Annotated in this window: 20 protein-coding genes; 15 read left to right on the top strand and 5 right to left on the bottom strand. The window is 36.5% G+C overall.

Going from position 1 to position 20,373, the window contains the following annotated elements; translation table 11 throughout:
- Nucleotides 1–3 precede the first annotated feature (3 nt).
- The gene (locus ACI6PB_RS00345) at nt 4–750 is read left to right on the top strand and encodes a response regulator transcription factor (RefSeq protein ID WP_025085036.1); all 747 of its coding nucleotides are present in this window, start codon (nt 4–6) and stop codon (nt 748–750) included.
- A gap of 159 nt (nt 751–909) precedes the next feature.
- Nucleotides 910–1,497 carry a hypothetical protein gene (locus tag ACI6PB_RS00340; protein WP_056955725.1) on the top strand — a complete coding sequence of 196 codons (588 nt, stop codon included), beginning with the start codon at nt 910–912 and terminating at the stop codon, nt 1,495–1,497.
- 30 nt (nt 1,498–1,527) lie between these two features.
- Here ACI6PB_RS00340 and ACI6PB_RS00335 read toward each other — a convergent pair whose 3' ends face one another.
- Nucleotides 1,528–1,875, bottom strand: a complete 348-nt coding sequence (locus ACI6PB_RS00335) for a hypothetical protein (protein ID WP_025085034.1) — start codon at nt 1,873–1,875, stop codon at nt 1,528–1,530.
- Nucleotides 1,876–1,995: 120 nt separating this feature from the next.
- Between ACI6PB_RS00335 and ACI6PB_RS00330 the strand changes: the two genes are divergently transcribed.
- Nucleotides 1,996–2,196, top strand: coding sequence for a hypothetical protein (locus ACI6PB_RS00330; protein ID WP_056950867.1), 201 nt, complete (start codon nt 1,996–1,998; stop codon nt 2,194–2,196).
- Between the two features lie 11 nt (nt 2,197–2,207).
- Here the strand turns inward: ACI6PB_RS00330 and ACI6PB_RS00325 are convergent, their stop codons facing one another.
- Nucleotides 2,208–2,396: a hypothetical protein gene (locus ACI6PB_RS00325; protein ID WP_404327565.1), complete on the bottom strand. Its 189-nt coding sequence runs from the start codon at nt 2,394–2,396 to the stop codon at nt 2,208–2,210.
- A gap of 547 nt (nt 2,397–2,943) precedes the next feature.
- Here ACI6PB_RS00325 and ACI6PB_RS00320 point away from each other — a divergent pair.
- A complete protein-coding gene (locus ACI6PB_RS00320) occupies nt 2,944–3,942 on the top strand; it encodes an IS30 family transposase (protein ID WP_056955655.1) in 999 nt (332 codons plus the stop codon).
- Here the strand turns inward: ACI6PB_RS00320 and ACI6PB_RS00315 are convergent.
- A complete protein-coding gene (locus ACI6PB_RS00315) occupies nt 3,867–4,172 on the bottom strand; it encodes a bacteriocin immunity protein (RefSeq protein WP_404327564.1) in 306 nt (101 codons plus the stop codon). The two genes, ACI6PB_RS00320 and ACI6PB_RS00315, sit on opposite strands and share 76 nt — an antisense overlap.
- Nucleotides 4,173–4,418: 246 nt before the next feature.
- Between ACI6PB_RS00315 and hflX the strand changes: the two genes are divergently transcribed.
- The 11 genes from hflX to ACI6PB_RS00260 all read left to right on the top strand — a co-directional run bounded on the left by hflX (nt 4,419) and on the right by ACI6PB_RS00260 (nt 18,605).
- A complete protein-coding gene (gene hflX / locus ACI6PB_RS00310; RefSeq protein WP_025085032.1) occupies nt 4,419–5,714 on the top strand; it encodes a GTPase HflX in 1,296 nt (431 codons plus the stop codon).
- Nucleotides 5,715–5,853: 139 nt separating this feature from the next.
- Entirely contained in the window at nt 5,854–7,488 is a 1,635-nt protein-coding gene (locus ACI6PB_RS00305) for a peptide ABC transporter substrate-binding protein (RefSeq protein WP_404327563.1), read from the top strand.
- A gap of 22 nt (nt 7,489–7,510) precedes the next feature.
- Nucleotides 7,511–8,443 carry an oligopeptide ABC transporter permease gene (gene opp3b / locus ACI6PB_RS00300; RefSeq protein ID WP_025085030.1) on the top strand — a complete coding sequence of 311 codons (933 nt, stop codon included), beginning with the start codon at nt 7,511–7,513 and terminating at the stop codon, nt 8,441–8,443.
- The gene (locus tag ACI6PB_RS00295) at nt 8,443–9,468 is read left to right on the top strand and encodes an ABC transporter permease (protein ID WP_025085029.1); all 1,026 of its coding nucleotides are present in this window, start codon (nt 8,443–8,445) and stop codon (nt 9,466–9,468) included. The genes opp3b and ACI6PB_RS00295 overlap by 1 nt, the downstream gene beginning before the upstream one ends.
- Nucleotides 9,469–9,484: 16 nt before the next feature.
- Nucleotides 9,485–10,531, top strand: coding sequence for an ABC transporter ATP-binding protein (locus ACI6PB_RS00290; protein WP_025085028.1), 1,047 nt, complete (start codon nt 9,485–9,487; stop codon nt 10,529–10,531).
- Entirely contained in the window at nt 10,531–11,463 is a 933-nt protein-coding gene (locus tag ACI6PB_RS00285; RefSeq protein WP_025085027.1) for an ABC transporter ATP-binding protein, read from the top strand. The genes ACI6PB_RS00290 and ACI6PB_RS00285 overlap by 1 nt, the downstream gene beginning before the upstream one ends.
- Nucleotides 11,464–11,895: 432 nt before the next feature.
- A complete protein-coding gene (locus ACI6PB_RS00280) occupies nt 11,896–13,851 on the top strand; it encodes a GTP-binding protein (protein ID WP_404327562.1) in 1,956 nt (651 codons plus the stop codon).
- 1,009 nt (nt 13,852–14,860) lie between these two features.
- Nucleotides 14,861–15,373, top strand: coding sequence for a DUF1440 domain-containing protein (locus tag ACI6PB_RS00275; RefSeq protein WP_025085025.1), 513 nt, complete (start codon nt 14,861–14,863; stop codon nt 15,371–15,373).
- An 8-nt stretch (nt 15,374–15,381) separates the two neighbouring features.
- Nucleotides 15,382–16,695 (top strand): MFS transporter, encoded by a 1,314-nt coding sequence (locus tag ACI6PB_RS00270; RefSeq protein WP_404327561.1) that lies wholly within the window; start codon nt 15,382–15,384, stop codon nt 16,693–16,695.
- Nucleotides 16,696–16,707: 12 nt separating this feature from the next.
- A complete protein-coding gene (locus ACI6PB_RS00265; protein ID WP_025085024.1) occupies nt 16,708–18,042 on the top strand; it encodes a replication-associated recombination protein A in 1,335 nt (444 codons plus the stop codon).
- A gap of 65 nt (nt 18,043–18,107) precedes the next feature.
- On the top strand, nt 18,108–18,605 hold the full coding sequence (locus tag ACI6PB_RS00260; protein ID WP_025085023.1) for a hypothetical protein: 498 nt from the start codon (nt 18,108–18,110) through the stop codon (nt 18,603–18,605).
- Nucleotides 18,606–18,719: 114 nt separating this feature from the next.
- Here the strand turns inward: ACI6PB_RS00260 and ACI6PB_RS00255 are convergent, their stop codons facing one another.
- Nucleotides 18,720–19,700 (bottom strand): Gfo/Idh/MocA family protein, encoded by a 981-nt coding sequence (locus ACI6PB_RS00255; protein WP_025085022.1) that lies wholly within the window; start codon nt 19,698–19,700, stop codon nt 18,720–18,722.
- Nucleotides 19,701–19,702: 2 nt separating this feature from the next.
- Entirely contained in the window at nt 19,703–20,362 is a 660-nt protein-coding gene (locus tag ACI6PB_RS00250; RefSeq protein ID WP_404327560.1) for a ribose-5-phosphate isomerase A, read from the bottom strand.
- Nucleotides 20,363–20,373: the final 11 nt, after the last annotated feature.

The following is a 20,373-nucleotide window of genomic DNA, read 5'->3' as shown; positions in this document are numbered from 1 at the left end:
CTTATGTATCCAATAATTGTTTGTGAAGACGATGCTGCTCAACTTGAACAACTTCATACTTTGATTAAAAACTATATCCTTTTTCACAGTGACTTATTCAAAATCGAGTTAACTGCCAACAATCCCAACGATGTTCTCACTTATCTTGAGAAAGAAGAACCTCAAAGTGGTATCTATTTCTTAGATATCGACTTACAGAATAAAATTGATGGTATCCAATTGGCTGAAGAGATTCGCAAAGTTGATGTTCAAGCAAAAATTATTTTTGTCACCACCCACGATGAACTGGCACCTTTAACCTTAAAACGAAAAGTTGCCGCAATAGACTTCATCGAAAAGGATCAGCCACTGGAGAATTTTCGTCAGGAAATCTACGACACTTTAACTTATGCCCAACAGTTAATTGATGAAACTAGAACTGTCCAAAAACGAGGTTTCTCTTTTGAAGTCGGCACACAAGTCTACAACTTAGACAAATCCGAAGTTATTTTTGTAGAGGCTTCTGACATTCCTCATCGACTCAATATTTTTTCAACTAATGGTAAATTTGAATTTTATGGAAAATTAACTGACCTAGAAGATAAGTATGATTTTCTCTTTAAAATCAGTCGTTCTTGTCTCATTAATCCTGAAAACATTCACCACATCAACTTTGCTAATAGAGAAATTGGTTTTTCTAATGGTGAAACCAGAAAATTTTCGATTGGAAAATCTCGCAAACTCAAGAGCCTCATCAAAGAAACCCTTTAAATTTTTAATTTAATATTTTTATTCAAGAATAAATTAACGGTTGTTCATGATATTTTTTTATTTGTATTATAATAAAGATGTATATTTAAGCTATCAAAAGTACCAAAGTTTTAGTCATAGATTCAGGCCATTTAATGTATTTTGAAGGGAATGTTTATTATGTTGAAATTCGGGAAAAAAGTTAGTTTCAGACCTCTTATTGTAAGTCTTATAATGGGTTTAGTACTAGGATTCATGTTTAGTGATATCTTTTCATCAGGTAGTATCGGTTTTATTTTTGGAACAGCATTCTTTCTATTAGTGTTCTTGGGACACTATTGGAGAGCTTCATCAGTATTATTCAACTATTGGCAAGTTAACGACGGAACCATTAAATACAACGATGTTAATAATCCTGACAATGTTCTCTTAATGATGCTATTGCCTCTATCAAGCCCTTTAAAATCATTTTCCGTTAAGGACATTCAATCAATCACTGTTAATGGCGATTTAAAACAGGCCACTACACCAATGGCAGTTCCTTTTTCTGGAGCTCTAGGACTATTCTCTAGTTCTATCGCCATTGCTAAAAGCCAAAACAGCTTAGATGTAGTTTTGAAAAATGGTCAAAAAGTCAACCTCGATTATTCAAGAGACTTTGTCTACAATCCAAAAGAAACTATCGAAAAATTGAATAAATTCCTCGACAGTCTCAATTCAGTAAAAATTGTTAATAAAGCTAATCACAACGTTAGTTTAGGTTATTAAAATTAATCAAAAAAAGATGTCCTCTTTGAATTAAAAGAAGGCATCTTTATTTTTTCCTAGAATATCAATAATCGAATAGGCATTAGAGAAGCTAGTTGTCTTCTGTGACAATTGCGCTATCTCCTTCCAGAGTTTTTCAGTGTAGTAATTAAAAACTAGATGTTCATTATCTCTGGCATTATTAACTTCTTCAACCATTTGCTTGAATTCTTTATCAAAAATAGTTCCACGATATTGTTTTTCAACAAATTCTCGAACAGTATCTTTAATATAATGTTCCATTTTTTGATTAATTGCTGACTCATTGATTTGTTTAGAAAATGAATTACTAAACTCAACCAATAATGAAAGCAATAATCTTTGTTTTGAATGATCCATTTATTTACTCACCCACCACTTAATATAACCGATTTTTACTTCAATAGATACCAAAATTTACTATTACCCGATGGTGTATAATTTAAAGTATACCTTAATTACGGTTCAGGAGAATATTTAATGAATAAACAATTTTACAAAACGATGAATTTTTGGTACGGCGTTATCCTATTAGTTGTCGGAATTATTTTTATTGATCACTCCACCAAACAAATCTGGGGCCTCATTGATGCTATTTTTATTATTTCAGCTATTATATGTTTCCTAATGGGATTCTTCCGTAAACCCAAGCCTAAGAAAAAAAACGATTTACGATTATAGAACTTCATTATTTATAGTAAAAGAAGTTTTTGATTAAAATTGCCATCTTCCGCAAAAAATAAAAATGCTGGTGGAATGCTGTGGGCATGACTTGGAGCTAAAAATACCGCACTTTGTGCGGCATTTTGGATCTTCAAGATCAGCCTCATTGTAACCGGCAAAGCCGCTAACAATGACTTCACAGCTGACCGCATTTTCATTTTTTACTCCAGACTGGTAAACGATTCTATTTATTATCCCTTTTCTAAATTTTAAAACCAAAATAAGAGCATCTATTTAGAATCAACGTACGTAATTACGTCTCTAAATAGATGCTCTTTTAAATTTTCAAATTATTTCTGAATAAGTAATAAATTCCACTATCTAGTCGGTAGTAGAAAATTTGTGGGCCCTAAGTGGTGAAATTCTACTTAGCTTGCGAAGCAAGGTTAGTAGAAGACCGAGCTTGGAGATCCATTATTTTGCACGAAGTGTAAAATAATTAGCTTCAAGTCGTGTCCACCACGTTCCAGCGGCCCACAAATTTTCTACGGACGACATAATTTTAAGCACATCCCATTTCGAAACTATTAACCCAAATTCATTGGATTAACATGGCCCCAACGATCAGCGATAGGCTTTTGTAATTTTTGTCCGACGAATTTACAATTGAAGTGCAACGAGTAAGAAGAAAATAAAAAAGAACTCATAGCCTGAGTCCTGTAAAATGAAGTCACCACAACAATCATCTAAAGGAGATCCTAGGCTATGAATCCGTACAACCATCTTACCTTAAAAGACCGAGAATGCATACTGTTGGGCATCACTTTAAACGATACCTATCAAGTTATTGCGGAGAAAATTGGGTGTTCTAAAACCACCGTATCGCGCGAAATCAAGCGCAATGGTGGTCGTAAGGTATACTCGGCCGTCAAAGCCCAAGAGAACTATCAGGGACGGCGGCTAAAAAGCCGCCGTCCTAAGCTTCTAACTGATTTGAAGTTACGGGATTTTGTCCTTCACTGTATTGTTAAACGTCAGTGGTCCCCGGAACAAATTTCCGGTCGTTTAGTCCACGAAAACAGTGAATGGCATGTCAGTTATAACACCATTTATCGTGGGATTGAACGCGATAATTTAGGCATCAAATGTAAGAATCACGGGGCTCGTGGCTTTGCCCGTAAGCTCCGTCACCGTGGTAAAACCCGAAAGGTCAAGGGAACCATTAAGGAACGTCGAGGACGATTTAACGACGTCCCTTCCGTTCATGAACGACCTGTTTCATGTGAGAATCGAAGCCGGTTTGGTCATTGGGAAGGTGATACCGTTCGCGGTAAAACCGGGCGTTCGGCCCTGGTAACCTTGGTGGACCGCAAATCTCGGTATTTATTATCCCAGCGGGTTCCCAAAGTAAACGCGAAGAACGTCACACAAGCGATGATTGACCTCTTGCATACTGTGACGCCCAAACAAGTTCGGACGCTTACGCCGGATCGTGGAACTGAATTCGCAGGATACCGCGAAGTTAGTCAAGAGCTAAGTATCCCAGTCTATTTCCCAGATCCTCATGCGCCTCAGCAGCGGGGAACCAATGAGAATACCAACGGACTTATCCGTGAGTATTTCCCCAAAGGAACCGACCTAGACCAACTGACTGACCAAGATATCGACAAGTTTGTCAGGGATTTAAATCACCGACCACGTAAGGTCTTAGGCTGGAAGAGTCCATTTGAAGTTTTCTTCGGGACAAAGTTGCGCTTGATTTGACAATTCGTCCCCAATTCAACAACTGACTTAGGTGCCTTGTATTGATGTGTTAATAAATAACGATTAATTTGACTACTCAACTTGCCACTGACACTTACAATATTCTTATCTTCACTCAAATCTTTATAAGCTTTCATCATCGCACCATAAAGATCTTTGTCCGCTTTAACAACATCTTCTTGAGCGGCTGTGTCAACTAACCTCATTAATTTCTCAGTCTTATCATTCATAATTAAGCTCCCCCAATACAAATATATTTGTAATTATACTCTAAGTAGTCAATTTTTAATTCATATTTTAATTAAGTAATCGTTTTCTACCTATTATATAGCGTGAAATGAACTTACATGTTATTATTTAAACAGTTTATTGAAAGGATGGTATTGAGATCATGCGCTTAAGAACAAATATCATTGCACACAAATAATAAAAAGGCATTATTATCCCTGGGGTAAATAGTGCCACCAGGAGGATTTATGACTGAATCTAAATTAACATACGAAAAAACACGCGTTATTGTGGCAGGAGTTAGTCACCTACAACCTGACTTCGAGTACACAATGCAAGAACTTGCTTCATTAGTCGAAGCCAACAATATGGAAGTTGCTGATACAATTACTCAAAAATCTGACTCTGTCAGCGGTGCAACTTACTTCGGTTCTGGTAAAGTTACTGAAATCAAGGAAATTGCCAATGCGGACGATGTTCAAATTATCGTTTTAAACGACGAATTAACACCATCACAAATTAGAAACTTGGAAAAAGAAACTAAATTGAGTTTCATGGATCGTACCGAATTGATCCTGCAAGTCTTCTCTAATCGAGCTCAAACTAAACAAGCTAAACTTCAGGTTGAAATTGCTAAATTACAATATCAGCTTCCTAGAATTCATCCATCAGGTAATCCATTGGATCAACAATCTGCCTCTGGCGGTTTGGCTAACCGTGGTGCTGGTGAATCAAAACTGGAACTTGATCGTCGAGTTATTCGTAAACGTATCACAGCTTTACGTAATGAATTAAAGACAGTTGATAAAACTGTTAACGTTCAAAGCAGACGCCGTACTAATACATCCCTACCTTTGGTTTCTCTGGTTGGTTACACCAATGCCGGTAAGTCGACTACTATGAATGGTCTATTGAATTTTAACAAAGAGGATTCTGACGACCGTAAAGTCTTTGAAAAAAACATGCTTTTTGCCACACTAGATACTAGTGTCCGCAGAATTGATCTAGCTGACAACACTAGTTTCTTGTTATCTGATACTGTTGGCTTTGTAAGCAAGTTACCACACAACTTGGTTGAATCATTCAAGACTACTCTAAAAGAGGCTCAGGACGCTGATATTCTAATTCAAGTTATTGATATTAGTGATGAACACTGGAAGAATATGCTTGAAGTTACCGAAAAGACTTTGAAAGAAGTTGGCGTGGTCGACAAACCGATGATTTATGCTTTCAACAAAGCTGATCTTAAACCTGATCAACAATTCCCTTCTATCGAAGGCGATAATATTTATTATTCCGCTCTCGATAGCAAGTCAATTGAAACTCTAATTCAACTAATCAAACAAAAGATTTTCGCTAATTATAAAGAAACAACCCTTCTAATTCCTTATGACAAACAAAAAGTTACTGAAGAAATTTTAAGAAATTCTCAAGTAACAAAAAAAGAATTTACCAACGACGGATCTTTAATTACCGCCAATCTAAGTCCTGAAGAATTAGAAAGATTTAATAATTACATCGAAATGGAGTCATCTCACAAATAGATGGCTCTATTTTTTTTTGCATTTTTAGACATAATGTATTATTATTTTATAAAACATTAGAATTTTTCTAATTAAGGGCGATTTGTTTTTAATGTTCATTAGTACATTCTAAGAATAATAATTTTAGGGAGGTTAAACAATGAAATCTAAGAAGTATTTACTTGCATTGTTACCGATATTTCTATTCGTATTAGTTTTAAGCGGTTGTGGTTCCGCTACTGAAAAAGACAGTAAAAACACACTTGCAATTAACTCCGGAGATGTTATTGCAACCATGGATTCATCTATGAACACCGATGCTATTGGTGCTCAACACTTAACCAACACAATGGAAGGTCTCTATCGATACGATGGTAAAGATTTGAAACCAGCTATTGCTAAGAAAGTCGTTAAACCAACTAATGGCGGTAAGACTTATACTTTCGATTTAAGACATACACAATGGTCAAACGGCAAACCTGTTACAGCTAATGACTTTGTCTATGCTTGGAGAAGAACCGTTGATCCAAAAACTGCTTCACAATACGCTTATATTTATTCCGGTATCAAAAATGCTGACAAGATCAATGCCGGTAAGAAGCCTGTAAATACTTTAGGTATTAAAGCATTGGGTAAATATAAACTTGAAGTAACTTTGGAAAATGCTATTCCATACTTTAATACTTTGATGGCTAGTTCAACCTTCTACCCTCAATACAAACCTGCAGTTGAAAAAGCTGGCAAAAAATATGGTTTGAGCAGTACTGGTATGGTCTTCAACGGACCTTTCAAACTAGTTAACTGGAATGTTTCTAAAAATAGTTGGACTGAAGTTAAGAACAACAAGTATTGGAACGCTAAAGCTGTTAGATTAAAGACTTTGAAATATTACGTTGTTAAGGATGCCAATACTGGTTTAAACCTTTACGATGCTAACAGAATCAACCGTTACGAAAAACTTGGTGGAGATACAGCTCGTCAAGTATCCAGTTACAAGACTTTCTCAATGGATAAACAAACAGCTAACTTCTATCTTGAATTGAATCAAAAGAAATACAAATTCTTCAGAAATGCCAAGATCAGACAAGCTATCTCAATGTCGATCAACCGTGAACAATTAACTAACAATGTTCTTGGTAAGACTGGTGGTATCGAACATACTATTGTTCCTGTCGGTATGTCATACAACCCAACAACCAAGGTTGATTTCACTAAAGAAAAGATGCTTCAATCATCAAATCAATACACAGAATACAATCCTAAAGAAGCTACAAAGCTTTGGAAGGAAGGAATCAAAGAAACTGGTCAAAAGAATCTTAGCTTCACTCTCCTAGGTGACGATACAGATAATTCCAAGAAACAAAACGAATACCTTCAAGGACAAATGGAAAAGAATTTGCCAGGTATCAAGATCACTTTATCAAACGTACCATTTAAGTCTCGTCTAGATAAATCAACATCTGGTAAATTCGATATTGTTGTTACTGGTTGGAACGCTGATTACCCAGATCCTGTTACATTCCTAGATATCTTTACAACTGGTAATGTTCAAAACAATGGTAAGTATTCAAATGCTCAATATGATGCTTTGATTAATAAATCTAAGACTACCGACGCTACAAATGAAGAAGCTAGATGGCAAGATCTCTTACAAGCAACTAAGATCTTAACTGATGAACAAGGCGCTATTCCTTTGTATCAATCATATCAAGCTAACTTAACTAGAAGTAACGTTAAGGGTTACCAAATCACACCAAATGGTAGTTATAATCTAGTTACAGCCTACAAAAAATAATTATGTTGAGGGAGATTAAATAATGGCTAAATATATTCTCAAAAGAATTCTTTATTTATTCTTGACCCTTTTCATTATTGCGACGATAACTTTCTTCATGATGAAGATGCTTCCTGGTACTCCGTTTTCCAACCAAAACCGTATGTCTGCGGAGCAACTGAAGATCGTTAAAGCCCAATATGGACTGGATCAATCAGTATTTGTTCAATATATTCGTTACATTGGGGGATTATTACAAGGTAATCTTGGTACTTCTTTCCAATTCAATAACGAACCTGTTACAGCATTAATCGGTCAAAGACTTGCTCCATCAATGCAAATTGGTGCCCAAGCCATGGTCGTTGGTACTATCGGTGGTATCCTTCTAGGTGCCCTCGCTGCTATCCGTAAAAATACATGGGTTGATACACTTGCAACATTCATTTCAATCCTTGGTCTATCAATTCCATCTTTCGTTTTAGCTGTTTTACTTCAGTTCTACCTAGCCTACAAATGGAAGATTTACCCAGTTGCTCTTTGGGATAACTTCCAATCAAGTATCCTACCAACACTTGCTCTATCAGCCTTACCATTAGGTACTGTTGCTCGATTCATGAGAACTGAAATGGTGGATGTTATGAGTAGTGACTATATTGAATTAGCTAAGTCAAAAGGTAATTCAAGTTGGGGTGTTGTTGCTAAGCATGCGCTTCGTAACTCATTGATCCCAGTTGTTACTATTATCGGACCTATGGCTGTTTCAGTTATGACTGGTTCCATGGTTGTTGAGAATATCTTCTCAATTCCTGGTATTGGTGAACAATTCGTTAAATCAATTACTACAAATGATTACCCTACAATCATGGGGCTTACAATCTTCTATTCATTCTTGTTAATCATAGTTTACTTAATCGTTGATATCCTTTACGGTCTCATCGATCCAAGAATCAGACTAGGAAACGGAGGTAAAGAATAATGGAACAGATTCCTCAAATTCCTAAGGAAAAATTCAGATTAATTCATGACGAAAATAATAAAGACCAAGAAAAAATTGGTACTCCTTCACTTACATATATGCAGGATGTTCGTCGTCGTTTGTTCAAAGATAAAGTTGCCGTTGTTTGTTTAGCGCTAATCTCAATCATTGTCGTTATTTCAATCTTGGCTCCAATCATTGCCCCACATAATCCAAATGCACAACAAGTTACCATGTCTAACTTGCCTCCTAAGTTGGGTAACCTTAATATCCCTGGTATGAATGGTTATCAAAATATGGGTGGACACATGGTTGATGCTTATAAACAAGCTGATGCTCCTAAGGGTACCTTCTACATTTTAGGTACTGATTACCTTGGACGTGACCTTCTATCAAGAATTATCTATGGTACAAGACTTTCATTAGTCGTTGCTGTACTTGCTACTCTAGTTGACCTTCTAATCGGTGTACCTTACGGTATCGTTTCTGGTTGGAAAGGTGGCAAAACTGATACATTCATGCAACGTATCGTTGAAATTGTTTCATCTATTCCTAACTTGATCGTTGTTATCTTAATGATGATCATCCTAAAACCAGGTTTGACATCAATCGTTATTGCGATTGCCATCACTGGATGGGTCACGATGGCTCGTCTGGTCCGGGCGCAAACCTTCCAATTGAAAGAACAAGAATATATTTTAGCTGCTAGAACTTTAGGCGAACCTTCAATGAAGATTGCTACAAAGCATCTAATTCCTAACCTTTCATCAACAATCATTATTCAAACAATGTTTACTATTCCAAATGCCATCTTCTTCGAAGCTTTCCTAAGTTTCATTGGTATTGGTATTCCTGCTCCAAATGCTTCATTAGGTACCCTTCTATCAGATGGTCAAAAAGCCTTTAGATTCTTACCATATCAAATGTGGGCTCCAGCTATTATCTTGAGTGTTATCATGATTGCCACAAACCTTCTAGGTGATGGTCTACGTGATGCCTTTGACCCACAATCATCAGAAAACTAACTAAGGAGAAATCACAATGGATAAAATTTTAGAAGTAAAAGATTTGCATGTTGATTTCGATACCTATAATGGTGTCGTTCATGCTATCCGTGGTGTTAGCTTCCACTTAAACGCCGGTGAAACCTTAGCAATTGTTGGTGAATCTGGTTCTGGTAAGTCCATCACAGTTCGTTCGATTCTACAATTACTAGCTAAGAACGGAACAATTTCAAAGGGAGAAGTGCTCTATCATGGAGACGATCTCTTACAAAAAACTGATAAGGAAATGGATAAACTTCGTGGAAATAAGATTTCCATGATCTTCCAAGACCCTATGACATCGCTTGACCCTACTATGACAATTGGTAAGCAAGTTGCGGAACCATTGTTGATCCACAATAACGTTTCTAAAAAGGACGCTCTCAAGCGTGCTGAAGAGGTTCTACGTTTAGTAGGTATTCCCAATCCTAAAGCTAGAATGAATGACTACCCTCACCAATTTTCAGGTGGTCAAAGACAACGTATCGTTATCGCTATTGCCATCGTTGATTACCCAGAAATTCTAATCGCCGATGAACCAACAACAGCCCTTGACGTTACTGTTCAAGCTCAAATCATTGATTTATTAAAAGAATTACAACAAAAGATTGGTACTTCAATCATCTTTATCACCCATGACTTAGGTGTTGTGGCTGGTATCGCTGATCGTGTAGCAGTTATGTACGCCGGACGTTTGGTTGAATTTGGTTCAGTCAACGACATCTTCTACAACCCTCAACATCCTTATACTTGGGGTCTACTAGATTCAATGCCAACACTAGATACCAATGAATCAGATCGTTTGAACTCTATTCCTGGTACACCACCAAATCTTTTGAATCCACCAAAGGGTGATGCCTTTGCACCTCGTAATGCTTACGCTATGGAAATCGATGAAGAACAACAACCACCGTTCTTTAAAGTTTCTAAACATCATTACGCCGCAACATGGCTACTTCATCCAAATGCTCCAAAGGTGACACCACCAGCAAGTATCCTTAATCGTTATGAAAAATTTAAGAAGTTAGGAGGCAATGTGAAATAATGGCTGACGAAAGACAAGTAATTGTATCCGTAAAAAATTTAAAACAATATTTTAACATTGGTAAACCTAACATGGTTAAGGCCGTTGATGATGTTTCCTTTGATATTTATAAAGGTGAAACCTTCGGTTTAGTTGGTGAATCTGGTTCTGGTAAGAGTACTACTGGTCGTAGTATTATCAGACTTTACAACCCAACTGATGGTCATATTTATTTCAATGGCCAAGACATCAGTAAAATCAAGAGTCATGGTTCTAAGATGAAGGAATTTCGTCGTGAAATGCAGATGATTTTCCAGGATCCTTATGCCTCATTGAACCCTAGAATGAAAGTCAAAGATATCATCGCTGAAGGACTTGATGTTCACCACTTAGTTAAAAATGACGACGAACGTGACAAACGTGTCCGTGAATTACTCGACATGGTTAACTTGAACCCTGAACATATGACTCGTTACCCTTACGAATTCTCTGGTGGACAAAGACAACGTATCGGTATTGCTAGAGCTTTAGCTGTTGACCCTCAATTCATCATCGCTGATGAACCTATTTCAGCCCTTGATGTGTCTATTCAAGCTCAAGTTGTTAACTTGATGCAAGATATTCAAAAGAAACAAGGTTTAACTTACCTATTCATCGCCCATGATCTCTCAATGGTTAAATACATTTCAGATCGTATTGCTGTTATGTATCGTGGTAAGATCGTTGAATTAGCTGACTCAGATGAAATTTACAACAATCCACTTCATCCCTATACACAAAGTTTGCTATCAGCTATTCCCGTTCCTGATCCTGAAATTGAAACTAAGAGAACTAGAATCGATTTCGATCACAAACGTCCATTTGAAGACGATCAGAGACTACAAGAAGTACTTCCCGGACACTTCTTATACTGCAACGATGAAAAAGCTGCTAGTTTTAAAAATAATAAATAACATGAATCAGATCCTACAAATCTAATTCATGTTATTGACACAAAGAAAAGAGCTTGCCATAAGGCGAGCTCTTTTTGTATTTGTCTTTTTCATAACAATTTCTTCTTTCTGTTTAAGTTTATAAAATTCTATATCTTTGGGGAGGAGATATATCTATTTTTAGGGAGATTAAAGTTTAAAAAGATTATTTATTTTATAGTTTAATTTTTCATTTTAAGTAATTTAGTATTTCGTGGAGAAGTTTTTATAATCATCGATCACCTCTTTGCTTTTGACTATGCTTAAATAATAACGGGAATTTATGAATATATGATTAGTAAATTACGAAATAAATAATAATTAATTGTGAAGAAAATTTGACGAACCGTCGTTTTTAGACAAAAGTGCTAGTAAAATATATAATAAGTTCTTTTTAAGAGGAGATTCATTCATATGAAACATATCGTAACTGGAATCGTAGCTCACGTTGATGCTGGTAAAACTACCCTTTCCGAAGCTTTACTTTATAAGACTGGTCAATTACGTAAATTAGGTCGTGTTGACAATGGCGATGCTTTTTTGGATTCCGACGATTTAGAAAAGAAGCGTGGTATCACTATCTTCTCTCATCAAGCTAATTTACAATACGAAAATTTGAGGTTAACCCTCTTGGATACTCCTGGACACGTCGACTTTGCATCTCAAACAGAGCAAGTCTTGAGTGTCCTGGATTATGCCATTTTGGTAGTTTCGGCTACGGATGGCGTCCAAGGTTATACCAAAACTCTTTGGAATTTATTGCAAAACTATCATATTCCGACCTTTATATTTGTTAATAAAATCGATGCCACTGGAGTGGATCAAGCCCAAGTACTTGAAGATTTACAGAACAAACTTTCAGCTGGCTGCATCACTTTTTCTAATGAATTATCAGATGATACCTACGAAGAAATTGCTCTCCAAAATGATAATATCCTCAATCAATTTTTGGAATCAGGAACTCTGACAGACGACACTATTCGTCAAATGATCCAGAAACGCCAAATTTTTCCTTGCTACTTCGGATCTGCTTTGAAAATTTCCGGAATCGACGAATTTCTTCAGGGCTTCGAAAACTGGACTAACGAAACTCAATATGATAATGACTTTGGAGCCAAAGTTTTTAAAATATCACATGATGAAAATGATGAACGTTTAACTTGGATCAAAGTGACCGGCGGAGTTTTACATAACAAGGATGTCTTATTTGAAGATCAAAAAGCTAATCAGGTCCGCATTTATAATGGTGCCAAGTTTGAATTGCAACAAAATATTCCTGCTGGTGGGATTTGTGCAGTAACTGGTCTAACGAATACTTTTCCCGGTTTAGGACTAGGTAAAGAAAATAACGCTAGTGATCCCACGATCCAGCCCGTCTTAACTTATACCGTTGATCCTAAAGATAATGATTTACATACTTGCTTAACCGCTTTAAGACAACTAGAAGATGAAGATCCACAACTTCACGTTACTTGGTCAAATCAGCTAGAAGAAATCCGTGTACAAATAATGGGTGAAGTCCAATTAGAAGTACTTCAACAATTACTTTTACAAAGATTTAACTTAGACGTTGACTTCAGTCAAGGTAGTATCCTCTACAAAGAAACCATCACCAAAAAAGTTGAAGGTATCGGTCACTTTGAACCTCTACGCCATTATGCCGAAGTACATTTACTATTAGAGCCAGCTAAACCAGGTAGTGGTCTAACCTTTGATTCACAATGTAACCTTGATACCTTAGGTCGCAACTGGCAACACCAAGTATTATCTAACTTAAGTGCTAAAGAACATCTCGGTGTCCTAATCGGTGCTCCAATTACTGACATGAAAATAACCCTCATTAGTGGCCGCGCTAGCAATGTCCATTCTGTCGGTGGTGATTTTCGCGAAGCAACTTGGAGAGCAGTTAGACAAGGTTTGATGATGCTCAAACAATACGATGGTTGCCAATTATTGGAACCATGGTACCAATTTCGTTTAGAAGTTGAACAAGATCAAGTTGGTTGCGCTATGAATGATATTCAAAAAATGAATGGAACTTTTGATACTCCAGAAGTAACCAACAATCAAACCAATGTTTTAACTGGAATTGCTCCAGTATCTCAAATGCAAGGTTACAGTAAACAAGTTCGGGCCTACACACATGGGCAAGGACAATTAGAATGTATCGTACTCGGTTACCGTCCTTGTCACAATGCTGATGAAATTATTGAGGAAGCACAGTATCAACCAGTTTCAGATTTAGAAAACACACCCGATTCAGTCTTTTGTGCTCACGGAGCAGGCTATCCAGTTGCTTGGGACCAAGTACTCCAAACCGCTCACCTACCCTATACCTATCCTTTAGCAAACTTAGAAAAGAACGAATAAATCTAATAGTTATTTCGAAAGTTTGATTAAGAATTCCGTCTTCCGCAAAAGCTGACCGCATTTTCAACTTTTACTCCAGACTGATAAACGGATCTATTGGTTACCTTTTTTCTAACTCTACATAATCCAATTAATAACTAATTAACAAAGTGGGATTCAGTCCGGAGCAACAATAAAATTTGCTCAGCCATGAGATTTCCTTAGCAATTTATTGCTTAGGGAAAGGTCGAGCTTGAAGATCCATTATTTTGCACGAAGTGTGAAATAATTAGCTCCAATTCGGCCCATGGCGTTCCAGCCAAATTTTATTGTTGCGGAGGACGACAATCTAAGTACATCCCCCAAAAAACAAATTTTAAGAACATCAAAAAAAGTCTGCCAATAAAGCAGACCTTTTATTTACGATATTTATATGTAGGATAAATATCTTATTTTAACTTTTTATCTTAAGGGGGGGAGATAAATAAAGTTTTTTAATTGTGTTTATAAGGGGATTAAACTTTTAAAAAAATAGGGTTTTAATTAATATAAGGGGATTATTCTATTTGTTAAGTGAGTAATCTAAAATTCATCATCTAATTAATACAGCTTCCAATTTCATTGGGTCACTTCTTTCAAATTTTATATTGAAATATATCTTTTAGGGGGGGAGATATATTATTTGAGTTTATAAGGGTTTTAATTTTGTATATAAGTTTTAAGGGGTTTATTTCTATTCATTTTATGTTTTCAATAAGTATATTTAAAAAAGGATTATTTCTAAAAGGATTGTTTGTTCATCCGGTCACCTCTTTGTTATTTGACTATGCTTAAATAATAACGGGAATTTATGAATATACGGTTTCCAAATTACGAATTAATTTATAACAATATGTGAAGAATTTATGACCAAAGCGTTTAAAACTCCACATTGTCTACTTTTTACCACTCTGGCAAGACCAATTACCTGAATTAGTCTCTACTCTGATTTATACTAAAATTAAAATAATGATAGAAGTGGGGTATTAATATGCATTTGAATAAAGAACAAAAAGCCAACTTGAAGGCTGCCGTCATCGCCGGAACAGCTGCTGGAATAGTTTCTGGATTTGTTAAATTAGGTTGGGAGAATGTTTTGCCACCACGTACAGCCGAACGTGATGCAGTGAATCCTCCTCAAACTCTAATGGAACAAATGGGTATTCCTAAGAAAATCACTCGTGGAACTTACACATATTCTGGTCACCAAATGCCTTGGGCAAGTTTTATGATGCACTTTGGTTTCTCAACATCATTTGCCATCATTTATGAAGTTTTGGCAGAATATAAACCATTTATCAGAAAAGGCTCTGGAGCAATTTTCGGATTAGCCATCTGGGTTGCTTTCCATATTGGGATCATGCCTATGATGAAGACTGTCCCAAGTCCTAAGGATCAACCTACTGAAGAACATATCTCTGAAGCACTCGGTCACATTGCTTGGATGTGGACAAACGATATTGTCGGCCGTGAACTCTACCGTCGCTTAACTGCACAGAAATAAGGTCTCCTTTGAACAAATGGAACACCTCATTAACTGAAAGAATCAGTTATGGCCTAAGTGATGCCGCCGATAATTTAGTCTTTCAAATGATGACCACCTATCTGCTCTTCTTTTATACTGACGTTTTTGGACTGACAGCTAGTGAAGTTGCCATTCTTTTCGTCGTAGCCAGAGCAGCTGATGTCTTTGAAAGCCTGATCATTGGAATTATGATCGACAATACCCATTCTCGTTGGGGTAAGAGTCGACCTTTCTTTCTATGGTATTCCTTCCCTTATGTCATCTTCGCAATCCTAACTTTCGTTACACCTAATTTTCTACCACATTCAGGAAAATTGATTTGGGCCTATGTAACCTATTTAGGATTAGGATTCTTTTATACTGCTGTTAACTTACCAATTACTTCCATCTTGCCTACTATGACTGATAATGAACAGGAAACAACGTTGTTGGGCGTTATCAGACAATTTTCTGGTAGTTCCGTTCAAATCATTGTAGCCGTCTTTACCATTCCCCTAGTCAGTATCTTTGGTAAAGGTGACCAACAAAAGGGCTTTTTGGGAACGATTATCCTTTTTAGTGTCATTTCCTTAGCTTTAATTTTGAACACGTTTTTCCATGTTCGAGAACGCTATACTGACGATAGTATTAATCATCAACCTATTTCTAAAGTCTGGGGAATGCTTAAGCAGAACCGGCCATGGATCGTTATTTCAATTGTTATCTTTCTTTATTGGTTGACTACTTCCATTAAGAATCAGACAACTATTTACTATTTCAAATATGTCCTTCACGATGAAAACCTAGTTTCAATAGCCAACAGTTTTACATTAACGGCCCTAATTGGAGTCGTTGCTATCTATTTTGTTTCCGTCAAATTAGGTAAAAAGAAAACAATGTTACTGGGTATTATCATCGCTTTTACCGGACAAATAATTATTACTTTTGGTGCTTACTCAAAGAACTTAGCACTTATCTTTAGTGGTATCTTCGTCAACGGAATCGGCGGAGGGTTCATTATCGGTTTAGTTTCAATTATGATTGCGGACACGATTCGTTATGGTACTTCAATGGGAATTCAAGCCGAAGGTGTTCTTGCGTCGACAGACGATTTTGGTGTTAATTTAGGATTAGGACTTGGTGGTTTAATCACTGCTGAATCACTTCAAATCTCAGGCTATGTTTCCAATAAAACTCAGAGTGCCAGTACTATTTCGGCAATCAATTTGAATTACGCTTTGATTCCATTAGGTTTGTATATAATCATGTTTTTGATTTTACTCGGATACAATGAGAAAAAAATTCAGCACGCTATCAAATAAAGAAGGTAAAAAATGCAACAGGAATCACTCTTTGCTACTAATAAAAGCAACGACAACAATAGCCCTCTAGCTAATCGGGTTCGCCCAACAACACTAGAGGGTTTTGTCGGTCAACAACATTTAATCGGTGATGGCAAAATTCTTAAAGAAATCATCGACCAAGATAAAATCCCTTCATTAATTTTCTGGGGACCTCCTGGGGTAGGTAAAACCACCCTAGCGGAAATCATTGCTAAAAAAACTAAAGCTAACTTCATTACTTTTAGTGCTGTCACTAGTGGTATCAATGATATCAAAAAAGTCATGAAGGAAGCTGAAATGAATCGAGAAATGGGACAAAAGACTATTGTCTTTATCGACGAAATTCATCGGTTTAATAAGGCACAACAAGATGCCTTCCTTCCCTTCGTCGAAAAAGGTAGTATCACCTTGATTGGTGCCACAACTGAAAATCCATCTTTTGAGATTAATTCTGCCTTGTTATCAAGATGTAAGGTCTTTGTCTTAAAGTCTTTAACTAAAGATGATTTAGTTGATCTATTGAAGAAGACTCTTGCCAATTCCAAAGCTTTTCCCAAATTAGAAGTTGATATTGATGATGACACATTAGAATTGATTGGTAACTATGCTAATGGTGATGCCCGAGTAGCCTTGAATACCTTAGAAATGGCTGTCATCAATTCGACGGTTCATGACAAAACCGCCAAAGTAAATTTGGAAGATATTCGTCAATTACTCAATACCAAGTCCTTACGTTACGATAAAAATGGTGAAGAGCATTACAACATCATCTCAGCCCTGCATAAATCAATGCGTAATAGTGATACTGACTCGGCCATTTATTGGGTCACTCGAATGCTTGAAGGTGGCGAAGATCCCCTCTACATTGCTAGACGACTAGTTCGTTTTGCCAGTGAAGATATTGGTCTGGCCGATACTAATGCTTTAAATGTCGCAATCAATGCCTTTCAAGCCTGTCAATTTCTCGGTATGCCTGAGTGTAACGTCCATTTAGTTGAAACCGTAATCTATCTATCGGTTGCCCCTAAATCCAATGCCACTTATAAAGCTTTATTAAGAGCTCAGAAAGACGTTAAGAAGTATGGTAATCTTCCTGTACCTCTTCAAGTCAGAAACGCTCCTACGAAACTTATGAAGAATCTTGGTTATGGAAAAGATTATCAGCTGGCTCACGATTATGCTGATAAATTAACAACTATGAAGACAGTACCTAAAGAAGTTGAAAATAGCACCTACTATCGACCAACAGAGCAAGGTAAAGAACGTCTCTTTAAGCAACGGTTAGAATACATCGAACAATGGCATCAAGAGCACGATACTAAGTAACATGTTCTTCTTTTATATTTAGTGATAGAATGGGGGCTTAATTTATAACTGAGGTGTTTCATAAAATGAAACAACGTAATTTATTAATTACTTTATGTTTAGCAATAGTCGGAATATTTTCTTTTCAAAATACAACTGAAGTTAAAGCTGTTAGTTTTGTTCATACATTTAAAAAAACCACTATGGTTTCCAGAAGTGAACAAAAAGATGATTTCACCTATGACTTCACTCGGATAAAGAAGCCTAGACTTAAAGCTAAAACCGATTGGTTGACCGACAAAATTGGGAAGAATTCTGGTAACGATCATTATTATCGAGTCGCAACTAACGAATGGGTCAGTACTGATGATGTTGCTCTGATCAATAAGGGTATCAATCGCCCCATTACAATTTCTATAGGCCATAATATTTGGAAATTTAACTCCAAAACTTACGAATTCACTTATACAGGACGCCGACTAGCTGCTGGGACATGGGCCAGTGACGAAAGAATCCAGCTTCCCCGTGGAATATCCTATTGTAAAGTTGGACCAAATGAATGGATTCAAAACATTCACTATTAAAAATTTAAAACAGCATCCATTTAGAATTCTAAATGGATGCTGTTTTAGGTTTTTGAATTGTTTTAATCAAATAATAAGAAAAATTCTCAAGCCAAATGAAGCTGATTTTTTTACTTATTCAAAGGGATACTTCATTCCCCAATCATTTCTAACATCATTTAAGATGTGAGCTACGTCATGCGACAAAGCTAATTGTCCATCATCATGACCATTATCAATATACTTCTGCATATCCGTAACTTCGTATTGAAGAGCCTTGTCATCGCTACCAACAACAATTTTGTCAGTTGTTTGCGTATGAGCATCAGCTGTATAAGTAATATCTGCCTCAGTTGCACGAGGGTAATTACTGATCTCAATATATCCTTTTGTTCCAGAGATCACTCCTCTTTTTGGCTGTTTAGCACGCATTGACAAAGCCATAACAGCCATCTGTTCATCATCATTTTTCAGGATAATTCCTGATTGTTCATCAACACCTGTTTCAAAATATTTTACTGTCGTCAAAATATTTGTTGGTTGCTTACTCAAAAAACTTCTGGCAAATGCCGTAGCATATCCACCTATATCTAATAATGCCCCTCCAGCCAGTTCTTTATTGAAGAAACGGTTTTTAGGATCATAGTCTTTTAAACTGCCAAAATTAACTTGCACTAATTTTACTTGACCAATTTTACCATCAGAAATCAATTGCTTAACTTGTTGATAAAGTGGCATATGCAACAACGTAAATCCTTCTGTTAAAATTAGATTTTTCTTTTTGGCCAAATTCTGAACTTCGTCAAATTGCTCTGCATTAACCGTAATAGCCTTCTCACAGAATACGTGTTTCCCTGCATTCAATGCTTCTTTAATATATTGGTAATGGAATGTGTGCGGCGTTGCAATATAAATAACATCAACATTAGGATCATTAATCATATCCGTTGGATTGCTGTATTGATGTTGAATCCCTTTTTCTTGGGCAAATTTGGCCATTTTTTCGACATTCATATTCGAAACTCCATATATTTCACCATTAACAGCCTTTAGAGCATCTGCCATTTCATGAGCAATCCATCCAGTGCCAATCATTCCCCAATTATATTTTTTCATAGCTATAAATCTTCTTTCTTGATATGTTTTACATCATCATCCGTTGCTAAAAGTGCATCTGTTACAACATTCTTAAAATAAGACGTTCCCAATACACCTGTCATCTGTGACAATCTAGAATTAATTAAATCAATATTATCCCAGTCGTCAAAATGACAATCTACCAGTCCATTACCATTTGGTGTTCGAACCATCCCAGCCATATCCTGAGATTGCCTAGTTTCGGCATTTCCACCTAGCATGGAGACCTCATCAAGTACTTGTGGTATTGCCATATCCAAAACTTCTAACGTTAATTGTACCTGAGGATTCAATTTCTCTGTGTAACGAGTCTGTGGAGCCATAATTATATAACGCTTTGCTAGATTGGCATACAATCGCTCAAATGTATGAATACCACCATTGCTTTTTAAAACATTTAATTGACTGTCCAAACTATCACAGCCGTCAAATGCTAAATCAAATTGGTTAATTTGTTCCAATGGCATGACGGGGATATTTAAAGACTGACAAAGATTACGTGTCTGTTCTGAAGGACTAGCCACCGAAATTTTGGAAGTATCAATCGATTTTATCAACCGACCTACCGTTCTACCGCCACCAAAACTGACGATCATATTTGGTTCAATCATTTTTAACGCCTTTTCAATTAATTTCTCCATTTTTAGGCTCC

It is taken from the genome of Companilactobacillus paralimentarius, assembly GCF_963227125.1.
Taxonomy (GTDB): domain Bacteria; phylum Bacillota; class Bacilli; order Lactobacillales; family Lactobacillaceae; genus Companilactobacillus; species Companilactobacillus paralimentarius.
The sequence above is the reverse complement of the archived record's forward strand: the minus strand, read 5'-3'. Positions and strand labels throughout refer to the sequence as shown.

What these genes read in the sequence shown, in the direction of transcription:
- opp3b (WP_025085030.1), top strand. Translation starts at nt 7,511, where the DNA reads ATGGCTAAATATATTCTCAAAAGAATTCTTTATTTATTCTTGACCCTT.
- hflX (WP_025085032.1), top strand. Translation starts at nt 4,419, where the DNA reads ATGACTGAATCTAAATTAACATACGAAAAAACACGCGTTATTGTGGCA.
- ACI6PB_RS00330 (WP_056950867.1), top strand. Translation starts at nt 1,996, where the DNA reads ATGAATAAACAATTTTACAAAACGATGAATTTTTGGTACGGCGTTATC.
- ACI6PB_RS00305 (WP_404327563.1), top strand. Translation starts at nt 5,854, where the DNA reads ATGAAATCTAAGAAGTATTTACTTGCATTGTTACCGATATTTCTATTC.
- ACI6PB_RS00275 (WP_025085025.1), top strand. Translation starts at nt 14,861, where the DNA reads ATGCATTTGAATAAAGAACAAAAAGCCAACTTGAAGGCTGCCGTCATC.
- ACI6PB_RS00280 (WP_404327562.1), top strand. Translation starts at nt 11,896, where the DNA reads ATGAAACATATCGTAACTGGAATCGTAGCTCACGTTGATGCTGGTAAA.
- ACI6PB_RS00335 (WP_025085034.1), bottom strand. Translation starts at nt 1,875, where the DNA reads ATGGATCATTCAAAACAAAGATTATTGCTTTCATTATTGGTTGAGTTT.
- ACI6PB_RS00295 (WP_025085029.1), top strand. Translation starts at nt 8,443, where the DNA reads ATGGAACAGATTCCTCAAATTCCTAAGGAAAAATTCAGATTAATTCAT.
- ACI6PB_RS00255 (WP_025085022.1), bottom strand. Translation starts at nt 19,700, where the DNA reads ATGAAAAAATATAATTGGGGAATGATTGGCACTGGATGGATTGCTCAT.
- ACI6PB_RS00320 (WP_056955655.1), top strand. Translation starts at nt 2,944, where the DNA reads ATGAATCCGTACAACCATCTTACCTTAAAAGACCGAGAATGCATACTG.
- ACI6PB_RS00285 (WP_025085027.1), top strand. Translation starts at nt 10,531, where the DNA reads ATGGCTGACGAAAGACAAGTAATTGTATCCGTAAAAAATTTAAAACAA.
- ACI6PB_RS00345 (WP_025085036.1), top strand. Translation starts at nt 4, where the DNA reads ATGTATCCAATAATTGTTTGTGAAGACGATGCTGCTCAACTTGAACAA.
- ACI6PB_RS00340 (WP_056955725.1), top strand. Translation starts at nt 910, where the DNA reads ATGTTGAAATTCGGGAAAAAAGTTAGTTTCAGACCTCTTATTGTAAGT.
- ACI6PB_RS00325 (WP_404327565.1), bottom strand. Translation starts at nt 2,396, where the DNA reads ATGAAAATGCGGTCAGCTGTGAAGTCATTGTTAGCGGCTTTGCCGGTT.
- ACI6PB_RS00290 (WP_025085028.1), top strand. Translation starts at nt 9,485, where the DNA reads ATGGATAAAATTTTAGAAGTAAAAGATTTGCATGTTGATTTCGATACC.
- ACI6PB_RS00265 (WP_025085024.1), top strand. Translation starts at nt 16,708, where the DNA reads ATGCAACAGGAATCACTCTTTGCTACTAATAAAAGCAACGACAACAAT.
- ACI6PB_RS00250 (WP_404327560.1), bottom strand. Translation starts at nt 20,362, where the DNA reads ATGGAGAAATTAATTGAAAAGGCGTTAAAAATGATTGAACCAAATATG.
- ACI6PB_RS00315 (WP_404327564.1), bottom strand. Translation starts at nt 4,172, where the DNA reads ATGAATGATAAGACTGAGAAATTAATGAGGTTAGTTGACACAGCCGCT.
- ACI6PB_RS00260 (WP_025085023.1), top strand. Translation starts at nt 18,108, where the DNA reads ATGAAACAACGTAATTTATTAATTACTTTATGTTTAGCAATAGTCGGA.